Here is a 12,357-nt window from a genome sequence, read left to right as displayed (position 1 = left end):
CGGCACCGACGACTGTGGTTCACCCACCCGGGCCGGCGGCGGCACCGGGTGACCGGATCGTAGGCACAGAGGTGTGCGTAAGAACTGACCAGAACCGACCGCTGCGCGCAGCCAGTGCCCCCGCCTGTGCTCCCTGGCACTCGATGATGTTCACCGCGAGCCCGCCCCGGGCGACCGAGCCACTTCGACAGGCTGACGACCGACTCGCCGGCCTCCGGCTGCACCCTCGCGCAGGTGTGGCGGAGGACGTGGAACATGTCCTCGCGTGGGGCGGCGTAGCGCGGGACCCGGCGAACCCGGTTGCCGTCGTGTAGCACCTTCTCGCGCACAGGCTTGATCAGCCCGGCGGCGGCGAGCGCACGCTTCCAGCTGCGGTCGACACCTCGACCCTTGTGAGCAGCGCTGCCTTGAAGGTCCGCAGAACCGAGGCGTCGATCTCACGCAGCGTTCCCCGCCCCGTACCGCGGTCAACGACCGCCTCATCACGTAGGACAAGGTCCAAGCCCGACAAAGGGGATTCTCAGGTGAATCTGTTTCTCTCGGGACGGTATTTAGCGCTGGCGAAAGGGATTGTAATAATGGGCACGCGGCGAGCGTTCCTCGCTCAGGTAATGGGCACGACAATGGCGATCACGGCAGGAGCTGCCGCCTGCGGTTCCGATTCGGATGATTCCGAATCGGGGGATCAGCATGTCAAAAACGTGACCGCTATCACTCAGGTCTACGGCGATGGCCAGAAATTCATCGCGGTGGCCTTGGAGTACGACACCGGCATCGACACGTCCAAGCTGACGAAGTCGTCGTTCAAGGTCGACGGACGGACCGTCACCAAGGTCTACGCCAACACCACCGCGGCGCTGGCCGATCAGGGGCGCAATGGCAAGTACGTCATCGTCGAGCTGTCCCCCGACGACAGCGGCGCGGCGTTGTGGGGTGACGACAGCGGCAGCGGCAAGACGGGCACGGGCGAGAGCTCCGGCTCGGCGTCACCGTCGGCCTCCTCGGGGAGCAGCTCCGCCGCCTCCGGGGGCCCGCAGGTCGGCCAGAAGGGCGGAGCCAAGGGTGCCAGAGCGGCGAAGGGGACGGTCACCCGGACGGGCAGCGTCACGACCACCGGCGGCGCGTCCTACTCGGGCGGCAGCACGAAGCTCGTCACCACCGAGACCGTGAACCTGATCGTCGACGACTTCCAGCAGTTCTCGTACACGGATTCCCAGACCGGCGAGACTCTGCCCTACAACCTGTTCATCCCGAAGGATCTCGACGAGAGCAAGTCGTATCCCCTCGTCCTGTTCATGCACGACGCGAGCGTGGTCAGCACCGTCACGACAGCCACGCTCGTGCAGGGGCTCGGCGCGGTGTGCTGGGCGAGCCCCGAAGACCAGGCCAAGCGCCCGGCGTTCGTCCTGGCACCCCAGTACCCGGAGGTGGTTGTCGGCGACGACTACAAGCCGACGTCGTACTTCGACGCCACGGCCCGTCTCGTTCAGAAGCTGACGGCCGAGTACAGCATCGACTCCGACCGGGTGTACTGCACCGGGCAGTCCATGGGCGCGATGCTGACCCTCGGACTGAACATCAACTATCCCGACCTGTTCGGCGCCTCGTGGGTCGTCGCCGGTCAGTGGCCCTCCTCCGAGGCTGCCCCACTCGCCGAGAAGAACCTCTTCGTGACCGTCTCCCAGGGCGACACCAAGGCGTATCCCGGCGAGGACGCCATCATGTCCGTCATCGAGAAGGCCGGCACGGAGGTGAGCCGCGCGACCTGGAACGGGAAGTCCACGGCCGCTCAGTTCGCCCGGGATGTAGACGCCATCGCGGCGAAGGGCGCCTCGGTCAACTACGTCACGTTCGAGAAGGGCACAACCGTGACCGAGGCTTCCAAGGAGAAGTTCGGAACCGTCGAGCACAACTCGACCTGGCCGATCGCCTACACCATTGAGGGCGTCAGGGAATGGATCTTCCAGCAGCGGAAGTAGACCCGCCACCGACAGCCGGTCGCCGCCGCCGGGGCCCTGTGCGGCCAAGGCTCGTGACCCCCGGTGGGCGGTGGCTTGCCGGCTCACCGGGGGTCACGATGTCGGCTCGGTCAGGCGTGATCCCTCACCGGTGGTGGGGGGAGGTGAGGTAGTGCTGACGGAGGAGTTCCCTGCCGTAGTCGTTGCCGTTGGGTGTACGGATGACGGAGTGGACGTGCTTCTGGCTGGGGCCGTCGGCGCGGGTCTTGCCGTAGGCGGGGCCGAGGGGACCGGCCGCCTGGCAATCTACTTCCAGCCAGATGACCGGGCTGTGGATGCGCAGATAGAAGGGGTCGTCGTCGCCGGTCGCGCCGATCCAGGCGGCGTAGGTGTCGTCGAGGTGGTTGCGGATCTCGGCCATGCGGGTCTTGGCGACATCGGCCTTGGCGCGGCCCGCGAAGGCTTCGGCCACCGCGAGGAGCTTCTCTTTCTGGGCCGCGGTGAGGGCGGTGGCGCGGATGCCGGCGTACTCCTCCACCGCGTTGTCCGCGAAGGCGCCGGCTTGCATGTCCTCGTTGGCCTTGGTGGCCGAGACGATGGCGGTCTTCTGCTGGGCGGTGGTGAGGGACTGGATGAAGGCGAGGCTGGCCTCGACCTCCTCCTGGCAGACGGAGACGGTCTCGCCGTCGATCTCCATGGAGGTCGGCTCCGATCCCCAGAAGCAGGGGCTCATGACCACTTGGTCGCCGAGGACGAAGTAGTTGACGGCCAGGTGGTGGCCGTCGAGCTGGAATCCCCACGGTTCGGTCGCCGAAGGTGTGCCCATGACGGTCCAGTAGAACAGCTCGTCGTTGAAGACGTCGCTCTTGCCCACCAGCTCACCGGCGGCCTTGTTGATGCGACGGATCTTCTCCGTGGTCTCCAGGCCCTCGGCGCTGAGCGCCGCCTTCAGCATGGCCGTGCCCAGGGCGTTCTGGGCATCGGTCAGTTCGGCCAGGGAGACGCCCTGGCGCTCGAACTCGCCAGGGTCGAGGTTGCTCCACTGCCGCCACTCGGTGGACTGGACGGTGAACTGGGCCGTGGTCTTCTGATCGTCGGTGAGCCCGGCCAGGAACGCTGTGGCGGCGGAGATGACCGGTGCAGTGTCGACGCCCTGGGAGTGCACCGTGAAGAGGTCGTCGATGCGCTTGCCGTCGGTGGTCAGACCGAAGAAGTCCTCGGTGATGGTCTGCTTCGCGAGGACACCACTGCCGCTGTGACCGGAGCCGCCGCCGGGAGTGCCGCTCGCACTGGCACTGGGAGTCACCGTCGGCGTGGCGGTGGAGCCGCTGTCGTCGGCGAACGCCACCGCGCCCGCGCCGCCCATGGCGGTGAAAGCGGCGGCTCCGCCCGCGAGGAAGACCCGGCGCATGAAGCCACGGCGGTCGGCGTCGGCTCCCAGCGGTGTCTCCTCGTGCGGCACCGTGTTGTCGTCCGCGTCGATATCAGGCATGACGGTGAACTCCTCAGTGTGGTTCTGGTGTTGCTTCAGCTCAGCGGCTGGGCCGCCTCCGCGACTGTGTCGCAGCGATCTGAGACACGAATGAAAGGCCGGTCATGAAATCCCCACAGTGGGAGCAGTGATCGCGTGTCCTCTGGTGTTCGAGCCTTGTGCGGAGTGCCCGAAACACTGATCAGGCGATGCGGGTTCTCGCCTGCGCCGGGGAAAAGGACGGTTTCCATGACGCGGTGTGGCCCCGGGCGATGGGCGCCCCGGGCGGATATGGGCCGTGTTGCGGGTCGATGCCGCCGTGGGACGGCGGGGGTCAGCCGCGCAGGACGGAGACCGTGCCGTCCGTGCGGTTGGCGACCAGGGTGGTGTCCGTGTCGGAGTCGGTGGTCACGCCGAGGGGGAACGTGCCCACGGTGACGGTCTTGGTGATTTCGCCGGAGGAGGTGTTGATGACGGAGACCGTGCCGTCGCCGAAGTTGTCGACGTAGAGCTTGTTGCGCTGGGTGTCCAGTTCCAGGACCAGCACCGCGTCGTCCGTCGGGGCGACGGCGTAGACCTGGTGGGTGCTCGGGTCGACCTCGATGCCGTGGACCTTGGTGCCGTAGTCCTAAGTTTCTGTGAGGGCCGGCCCATCGTTTTCAGGGACTTTCGCGTCTGTCCCAGGGGGGTTTCCAGGGACTTTCCGCCGCGCAAGCAGGAAAGGCCCCGACAGCGCGACAGCGCCGAAAGACAAGAAGGCGCAGTTCAGGGCCCCTCAGCTCAGCACTCGATGATGTTCACCGCGAGCCCGCCGCGGGCGGTCTCCTTGTACTTGACGGACATGTCGGCGCCCGTGTCCTTCATCGTCTTGATGACCTTGTCGAGGGACACCTTGTGGGAGCCGTCGCCGCGCATCGCCATACGGGCCGCCGTGACGGCCTTCACCGCGGCCATGCCGTTGCGTTCGATGCAGGGGATCTGTACCAGGCCGCCGACCGGGTCGCAGGTCAGGCCGAGGTTGTGCTCCATGCCGATCTCGGCCGCGTTCTCCACCTGCTCCGGGGAGCCGCCGAGGACCTCCGCCAGGGCGCCCGCGGCCATCGAGCAGGCCGACCCGACCTCTCCCTGGCAGCCGACCTCGGCGCCGGAGATGGAGGCGTTCTCCTTGAAGAGCATGCCGATCGCGCCGGCGGCGAGCAGGAAGCGGACGACGCCGTCCTCGTCCGCGCCCGGGACGAAGTTCACGTAGGAGTGGAGGACGGCGGGGATGATGCCGGCGGCGCCGTTCGTGGGGGCGGTGACCACCCGGCCGCCGGCCGCGTTCTCCTCGTTCACCGCCATCGCGTAGAGCGTGATCCACTCCATGGCGTGGGCGTGCGGGTCGCCCTCGGCACGGAGCTGCCGGGCCGTGACCGCCGCCCGGCGGCGCACCCGCAGGCCGCCCGGCAGGATGCCCTCGCGGGACATGCCGCGCGCCACGCACTCCCGCATCACCCGCCAGATCTCCAGCAGACCCGCGCGGATCTCCTCCTCCGTCCGCCAGGCCCGCTCGTTCTCCAGCATCAGCGAGGAGATCGACAGTCCCGTCTCCTTCGTCAGGCGCAGCAGCTCGTCGCCCGTGCGGAAGGGGTACTTCAGGGGCGTGTCGTCCAGCTTGATGCGGTCCGCGCCCACCGCGTCCTCGTCGACGACGAAACCGCCGCCCACCGAGTAGTACGTCTTCGTCAGCAGCTCCGCGCCCTGCGCGTCGTACGCCCACAGGGTCATGCCGTTCGCGTGGTACGGCAGGGCCGTACGGCGGTGCAGGACCAGGTCGTCGTCGTAGGAGAACGGGATCTCGTGCTCGCCGAGCAGCCGGATCCGGCCCGCCGACCTGATCGACTCCACCCGTTCGTCCGCCGTCTCCACGTCCACCGTGCGCGGCGAGTCGCCCTCCAGGCCGAGGAGGACGGCCTTCGGGGTGCCGTGGCCGTGGCCGGTGGCGCCGAGGGAGCCGTACAGCTCCGTGCGGACGGAGGCGACGGAGGCCAGCAGGTCCTCGTTGCGCAGCCGGCGGGCGAACATGCGCGCCGCGCGCATCGGGCCGACCGTGTGGGAGCTGGACGGGCCGATGCCGATCGAGAACAGGTCGAAGACCGAGATGGCCACGGTGACTCCTCGGGACGGGGGTGGTGCGGGGTCGCCGCATCGGGGTGGTGCGGGGTCTCCGCATAGGGGTGGTGCGGGCTCGGCGTGTCACCGGGCGCGAGGTCGCCGCACCCGTGTGCCACCGGCGCGGGATCGCCGCACCGGGGTGGCGCCGGTCCGGGGCGTCCCGCACACCCACCTACGAGTGTGCGGGACGCCCCGCCGAGAACCGGGGACCTACTTGTTCAGACCGGGGTACAGCGGGTGCTTGTCCGCCAGGGCGACGACCCGGGCCTTGAGCGCCTGCGCGTCGTAGGACGGCTTCAGCGCCTGGGCGATCACGTCGGCGACCTCGGCGAAGTCCTCGGCGGTGAAGCCGCGGGTGGCGAGGGCGGGCGTGCCGATCCGCAGGCCGGAGGTGACCATCGGCGGGCGCGGGTCGTTCGGCACCGCGTTGCGGTTGACGGTGATACCGACCTCGTGCAGACGGTCCTCGGCCTGCCGGCCGTCCAGCTCCGACTCGCGCAGGTCGACCAGGAGCAGGTGCACGTCGGTGCCGCCGGACAGGACGTTCACCCCGGCCTCGCGGGCGTCGGCGGCCGTCAGGCGCTCGGCGAGGATCTTCGCGCCCTCGACCGTACGGCGCTGGCGCTCCTGGAACTCCTCGCTCGCCGCGACCTTGAAGGACACCGCCTTGGCCGCGATCACGTGCTCCAGGGGACCGCCCTGGAAGCCCGGGAAGACGGACGAGTTCAGCTTCTTCGCGAACTCCTTCTTCGCGAGGATGATGCCGCCGCGCGGGCCGCCCAGCGTCTTGTGGGTGGTGGAGGTGACGACGTCGGCGTACTCGACCGGGTTCGGGTGCAGGCCCGCGGCGACCAGACCGGCGAAGTGCGCCATGTCCACCCACAGGTACGCCTCGACCTCGTCGGCGATCCGGCGGAACTCGGCGAAGTCCAGCTGCCGCGGGTACGCCGACCAGCCCGCGATGATCACCTTCGGGCGGTGCTCCTTGGCCAGCCGCTCGACCTCGGCCATGTCGACCAGGCCGGCCTCGTCCACGTGGTACGCGACCACGTCGAACTGCTTGCCGGAGAAGTTCAGCCGCATCCCGTGGGTCAGGTGACCGCCGTGCGCCAGGTCCAGGCCGAGGATGGTGTCGCCCGGCTGGGCCAGCGCGAACAGGGCGGCCTGGTTGGCGGAGGCGCCCGAGTGGGGCTGCACGTTGGCGTACTCGGCGCCGAACAGCTCCTTGATCCGGTCGATCGCGATCTGCTCGGCGACGTCGACGTGCTCGCAGCCGCCGTAGTAGCGGCGGCCGGGGTAGCCCTCGGCGTACTTGTTGGTCAGGACCGAGCCCTGCGCCTCCATGACCGCGAGCGGAGCGAAGTTCTCCGAGGCGATCATCTCCAGCGTGGACTGCTGGCGGCGCAGCTCGGCGTCGACCGCCGCGGCGATCTCCGGGTCGAGCTCGTGCAGGGGCGTGTTCAGGACAGACATGCGTCTACGACTCCTCAGCCGGCGGTGTAGGCGGTGTACTCGTCGGCGGAGAGCAGTTCTTCCTGCTCGCCCGAGACGCGTACCTTGAACAGCCATCCGCCCTCGAAGGGGGCGGAGTTCACCAGCGCCGGATCGTCGACGACATCCTGGTTGACCTCGACGATCTCGCCGTCGACGGGCGAGTACAGCTCACTGACCGACTTGGTCGACTCCAGCTCGCCGCAGGACTCGCCCGCGGTCACCGAGTCGCCGACCGCCGGGAGCTGCACGAAGACCACGTCGCCGAGCGCGTTGGCCGCGTGCTCCGTGATGCCGACCGTCGAGACGCCGTCCTCGGCGGCCGACAGCCACTCGTGCTCCTTGCTGTAGCGCAGCTGCTGGGGGTTGCTCATGGCCTGAATTCTCCTGTACGCGGGGGAGTGCTGATGAAGGGGGGACTGCTGAATACGTTCGTGAGCAGCGGAAATGTGCGCAGGGTCACGCGCACCGGCCGTTCCCGGCGGCGACCCCCGCTCTGAGCCGTTACTTCTGGCGCCGGTAGAACGGCAGCGCCACGACCTCGTACGGTTCGTGGCTGCCCCGGATGTCCACGCCGACACCCGGCGTGCCCGGTGCCGCGTGCGCGGCGTCGACGTACGCCATCGCGATCGGCTTGCCCAGCGTGGGGGAGGGGGCGCCGGAGGTGACCTCGCCGATCGTCTCGCCGCCCGCGACCACCGCGTACCCGGCGCGCGGCACCCGGCGGCCTTCGGCGACCAGGCCGACCAGGACGCGCGGCGGGTCCGTCTCCGCGCGCGAGGCAGCCTCGGCGAGCGCCGCGCGCCCGACGAAGTCGCCCTCCTTGCCGAACTTGACCACCCGGCCGAGCCCGGCGTCGAAGGGGGTCAGCGCGGTCGACAGCTCGTGCCCGTACAGCGGCATGCCCGCCTCCAGGCGCAGCGTGTCCCGGCAGGACAGGCCGCAGGGGACCAGTCCGGCGCCCTCGCCGGCCTTGGTCAGGGCCTGCCACAGCTCCACCGCGTGCTCCGGCTCCACGAACAGTTCGAAGCCGTCCTCGCCGGTGTAGCCGGTGCGGGCGATCAGCGCCGGGACCCCGGCGACGGTGCCGGGCAGTCCGGCGTAGTACTTGAGGCCGTCGAGGTCGGCGTCGGTGAGGGACGCCAGGATGCCCGGCGACCGGGGGCCCTGGACGGCGATCAGGGCGTAGGCGTCCCGGTCGTCGCGGACCTCGGCGTCGAAGCCGGCGGAGCGCTCCCCGAGCGCGTCCAGCACCACCTGCGCGTTCGAGGCGTTCGCGACGACCATGTACTGGGTGTCGGCGAGCCGGTAGACGATCAGGTCGTCGAGGATGCCGCCGTCGGCCCGGCAGATCATGGTGTAGCGGGCGCGGCCGACGCCGACGGACGCGATGTCGCCGACCAGGGCGAAGTTCAGCAGGGCGGCCGCCTGCGGACCGGTGACGGTGATCTCGCCCATGTGCGAGAGGTCGAACAGGCCGGCGCGGGTGCGGACGGCGTGGTGCTCGTCGCGCTCGGAGCCGTAGCGCAGCGGCATGTCCCAGCCGGCGAAGTCGGTCATCGTGGCACCGAGCGAGCGGTGCACGGCGTCGAGCGCGGTACGGCGCTGCCGTGAGGGTTCGGTACTGCTCATCGGACGGTCGTCTCCCAGGGCGAGGGGCCCCGCGCGAGCACAGCCGGGCGCGGGGGAGGGCGAGGAAAGTCCTCCCCATCTGTCATCGGAACCTGAGAGGTTCGCCATGACCGCGGGTGATCGGCGACGATCACGCGGTTCTGACTTGCACCTTGGGTGGGGCCCTGTGGCAGCGGCCCGCTTTTCAGATGTGCCTCGCCCGCGCGGTAACGGGGCCTGAGAGATTCAAGGGAGGGACTTGCTCCTTCGGCGCCCGGACAGGGTCCGGGACTCTCCCGCGCGGATTCAAACGGCCGGTATGCAGTTGGCGCGGCCATCATTGCACGCCCGGCCCCCGTCACGGCAGGCCGCATCTGTAACCGGCTTGTGGCGGGACGCGTACGAAACAGGAAGACACCGAGCATTACCTTCTCTTTACGCTCGAAGGGGAGAAGACTTGTCTGACCCCAGGGGAGGACGATGACGGTGAACAGGACCACGGCGTACGCGACGACCTCGGCGATCGCACTGCCCACGCAGCCCGCGACCCCGGCCCGGGGGGCGTGCGGTACGGCCCGCGCGTCCGTCGTCCGCGACCTGCGCGACCGCGCCGGCCACAGCCCGCACGGCCTGCTGTTCGGCCCCCGCGACCTGGTCGTCGTCACCGGCCTGCCGGGCAGCGGCAAGTCCACCCTGATGCGGCGCACGGTGAAGGGCGTCCGCATCGACTCCCAGGACACCCGCGACCGCTGGGACGTCCGCGTGCCGCGCTTCCTGCCCTACGCGCTCTACCGCCCCCTCGTCCGCGTCGCCCACTACGCCGGGCTGCGCCGCGCCGTGCGCACCGGCGAGGGCGTCGTGGTGCACGACTGCGGCACGCAGGCCTGGGTGCGCGCCTGGCTGGCCCGCGAGGCCCGCCGCCGCGGCGGCACCCTGCACCTGCTGATGCTCGACGTCACCCCCGGCACCGCCCTGGAGGGCCAGCGCGAGCGCGGCCGGGGCGTCTCCCGCTACGCCTTCCTGCGCCACCGCCGGGCCGCCTCCCGCCTCCTGCGCTCCGTCGAGCGGGGCCGCCTCCCCGAGGGCTGGGGCTCGGCGATCCTCCTCGACCGCCCCGCGGCGGACGCCCTCCGCCGCATCGCCTTCACAGGCTGATCCGCCCGCCCTCGTCCACCCTGTCCGCCCTGACCTCCCTTCCCCGGCGGCGGGGCGCGGCAGGCCGCAGGCCCGGACCCGGTGCCCCGCCGGGCCGACCGTACGCGGCGGTCGCCCGCACGGTTCACCGGACCGGCGCCCGCGTCCCGCTCGGGTGGCGCGGGGACGTACTCCTGCCCCTCGGCCGGCCCTGCCGGGTCGGCCGTGCGGGGTGGCAGCCCGCGTGGGGCACCGGACGGGTGCCCCGGCTAGGGCGGCGCGGGGGCCCACGCTCCCGCCTCGGCCGGACCTGTCGGCCCTGCCGTACGGGGCGGTCGCCCGCACGGTTCACCGGACCGGCGCCCGCGTCCCGCTCGGGTGGCGCGGGGACGTATTCCTGCCCCTCGGCCGGCCCTGCCGGGTCGGCGGTGCGGGGTGGCAGCCCGCGTGGGGCACCGGACCGGCGCCCGGGTGCGCTAGGGCCGCGCGGGGACTCCCTCCCGCCTCGACCGGCCCCGCCGGTCAGGAGCCGCGGGCTCGGGCTGGGGCCGAGGGGTGCCCTTCGGGTACCGCGCCGCGAGTTGTGGCCGAGGGGCGCCCTTCCGGTGCCGCGCCGCGGGCAGTGGCCGACGGGTGCCCTTGCGGTGCCGCGCCGCAAGCAGCGGCCGGCGGGTGCCCTTGCCGTGCCGTGCCGTGCCGTGGGCTGTGGGGTCGGCTGGCGGTACCCGCTAGCCTTTCAGCTCCAGCAGCGGTTCCCAGCAGGCGGTAGACAGATGGATTTCCCCCCGGCGGACTTCCCGGCGGACCACTTCGCGGACTTCCCGGCACAGGCGCACCCCCCGTCGCACGGCGGATGGCCCGGCAACGAGCTGGAGGAGGTGCTCTCGGCCTCCCTCGGCGTGCCGGAGGCCGGCGGGCGGATCGTGGAGGTGCTCGGCCGCAGCTTCGTGTGGATCCCGCTGCCCAGCGGCGGCGGGCCGCACAGCGGCCCCCTCGACCTGCCCACGCTGGAACTCGACGGCCAGGCCTTCGTGCCCGTCTTCAGCTCGGAGGAGCAGTTCCGCCAGGTCGTCGGCTCGCACATGTCGTACACCATCGCGCCGGCCGTCGAGTTCGCCCGCGGCCTTCCACCGCAGGTGGGCATCGCGCTGAACCCGGACGGCGTGGTCGGCATGCCGCTGCCCCCGCCGGCCGTGGCCGAGCTGTGCCGCACGGTGCGCACCCCGCTGGACGGCCCGTCGAGCGGCGGCCGGGTCCGCCTCTTCGAGCCCGACTGGCAGGACGACCCCGTCGACTTCCTCACCGCGGCCTCGGCCGAGTTCGAGGCGACCGGCGTCGTCCTCACGGCCCGCCGCTGCCTCGCCGCCATCGAGACGGCCGACCCGGTCATGTTCGTCGGCGTGGAACTCTCCGTGTGGGAGGGCGACCTGAGGGCGCTGCCCCTGGAGGCCCTCGGCCGGGCCCTGGGCGCCGTGCCCCCGAAGTGGCCGGTCAACCTCGTCCTCCTCGACGTGACGGAGGACCCGGTGGGCCGGTGGATGAAGGAACGGGTCCGCCCCTTCTACACCAGGGCCGGCTGAGCGCCCGCCCGGACACCCCCGCGACCGCCGGCGACGGACAACCCACCCCTCGGTGGGCGCCCGTTGTCGGCGGAGCCGCCTAAGCTTGTCCCCGACGCGGGGCAACCGAGAGAAGGGGCGGTACAGGTGAGCGCCAGCGGCATCGCGGCCGGGCAGGTCGAGCACATGCTGCGCCAGGTCACGCCCGGGCGCTACGACGCCTACGAGGCGCTCCTGCGCGCGCTCGCGACACCGACCACCGGCCAGGTCTGGATGCTGCTGTGGCAGGGACAGGCCGGCTCCCCGGACGCCCAGTACGGCACCATGGAGGTCGAGGGCCACGGCTACGCCCCCTGCGTCACCTCCGCCCAGGAGCTCTCCGCCAGCGGCTGGAACAGGTCGTACGAGGTCGTCGACGGCCTGGACGTGGCGCGCACGCTCTACCCGGACCACTACGGCCTCTGGCTGAACCCGCACGCCCCCGGCGGCGGCGTCGGCATCCCCTGGCTCGATCTGCGGCGGATCGCCACCGGCCTGGAGCGCCAGCCCGCCGGACCCCTGCGGCTGTCCGAACCCGCCATCGAGATCCCGCAGTTCTACGCCCTCCTCGCCCAGAACGCCCACCGCACCCCCGCCCTGCGCTCGCTGCGCCGCGCCTGGGTGCAGCCCGCGCTGGGCGCGCCCTACCTCGCCCTGGGCCTCGACGTGTACGACACCTCCCCGCCGGCGGTGGACGCGGTGCGGGCGATGATGCAGCAGTCCATTGGCGCCGTGCCGGAGGGGCTGCCGGTGTCGACGGTCGCCATGAGCGACGACTACGACCCGGTCGTGATGTGGATGCGCAGCCACTCCCGCCCGTTCTACGACCGTGAGGCCCACGCCCCGGCGGCCCCCGCCCAGGCCCCGGCCACCGGATACGGCTACCCGGGCCCGCGCCCCTACTGACCGTCACCCCCCGTGTCCGGCGCGCGTGTCGGGC

At 71.2% G+C, this 12,357-nt stretch carries 10 protein-coding genes and 1 riboswitch; of the genes, 4 read left to right on the top strand and 6 right to left on the bottom strand.

Annotation, left to right across the window (positions count from 1 at the left end; translation table 11 throughout):
* The first annotated feature begins 701 nt into the window (after positions 1-701).
* The gene (locus tag ACFYWQ_RS29530) at positions 702-1,979 is read left to right on the top strand and encodes a hypothetical protein (RefSeq protein WP_389520468.1); all 1,278 of its coding nucleotides are present in this window, start codon (positions 702-704) and stop codon (positions 1,977-1,979) included.
* Between the two features lie 124 nt (positions 1,980-2,103).
* Here ACFYWQ_RS29530 and ACFYWQ_RS29525 read toward each other — a convergent pair whose 3' ends face one another.
* The 6 genes from ACFYWQ_RS29525 to gcvT form a co-directional block, all read right to left on the bottom strand.
* A complete protein-coding gene (locus ACFYWQ_RS29525) occupies positions 2,104-3,450 on the bottom strand; it encodes a DUF3500 domain-containing protein (RefSeq protein ID WP_389520467.1) in 1,347 nt (448 codons plus the stop codon).
* Positions 3,451-3,763: 313 nt separating this feature from the next.
* Complete coding sequence (locus ACFYWQ_RS29520; RefSeq protein WP_389520466.1) at positions 3,764-3,976, bottom strand: YncE family protein; 213 nt, start codon at positions 3,974-3,976, stop codon at positions 3,764-3,766.
* Between the two features lie 233 nt (positions 3,977-4,209).
* A complete protein-coding gene (locus ACFYWQ_RS29515) occupies positions 4,210-5,577 on the bottom strand; it encodes an L-serine ammonia-lyase (RefSeq protein ID WP_389520465.1) in 1,368 nt (455 codons plus the stop codon).
* Between the two features lie 216 nt (positions 5,578-5,793).
* On the bottom strand, positions 5,794-7,056 hold the full coding sequence (gene glyA, locus ACFYWQ_RS29510; protein ID WP_389520463.1) for a serine hydroxymethyltransferase: 1,263 nt from the start codon (positions 7,054-7,056) through the stop codon (positions 5,794-5,796).
* A gap of 14 nt (positions 7,057-7,070) precedes the next feature.
* Positions 7,071-7,448, bottom strand: a complete 378-nt coding sequence (gene gcvH / locus ACFYWQ_RS29505; protein ID WP_385068641.1) for a glycine cleavage system protein GcvH — start codon at positions 7,446-7,448, stop codon at positions 7,071-7,073.
* 130 nt (positions 7,449-7,578) lie between these two features.
* On the bottom strand, positions 7,579-8,706 hold the full coding sequence (gene gcvT, locus ACFYWQ_RS29500) for a glycine cleavage system aminomethyltransferase GcvT (protein ID WP_389520462.1): 1,128 nt from the start codon (positions 8,704-8,706) through the stop codon (positions 7,579-7,581).
* Between the two features lie 194 nt (positions 8,707-8,900).
* Positions 8,901-8,994, bottom strand: a riboswitch (glycine riboswitch).
* A gap of 171 nt (positions 8,995-9,165) precedes the next feature.
* On the opposite strand from gcvT, the gene ACFYWQ_RS29495 reads away from it, so the two are divergent.
* The 3 genes from ACFYWQ_RS29495 (at position 9,166) to ACFYWQ_RS29485 (ending at position 12,323) form a co-directional block, all read left to right on the top strand.
* Positions 9,166-9,840: an AAA family ATPase gene (locus ACFYWQ_RS29495; RefSeq protein ID WP_389520460.1), complete on the top strand. Its 675-nt coding sequence runs from the start codon at positions 9,166-9,168 to the stop codon at positions 9,838-9,840.
* 752 nt (positions 9,841-10,592) lie between these two features.
* Positions 10,593-11,399 carry an enhanced serine sensitivity protein SseB gene (locus tag ACFYWQ_RS29490; protein ID WP_389520458.1) on the top strand — a complete coding sequence of 269 codons (807 nt, stop codon included), beginning with the start codon at positions 10,593-10,595 and terminating at the stop codon, positions 11,397-11,399.
* Positions 11,400-11,525: 126 nt separating this feature from the next.
* On the top strand, positions 11,526-12,323 hold the full coding sequence (locus tag ACFYWQ_RS29485; protein ID WP_389520456.1) for an enhanced serine sensitivity protein SseB C-terminal domain-containing protein: 798 nt from the start codon (positions 11,526-11,528) through the stop codon (positions 12,321-12,323).
* The last annotated feature ends 34 nt before the right edge of the window (positions 12,324-12,357 follow it).

Source organism: Streptomyces sp. NPDC003247 (genome assembly GCF_042888135.1).
Lineage (GTDB): Bacteria > Actinomycetota > Actinomycetes > Streptomycetales > Streptomycetaceae > Streptomyces.
Note: the sequence above shows the minus strand (reverse complement) of the source record. Positions and strands in the feature narration are given on the sequence as shown.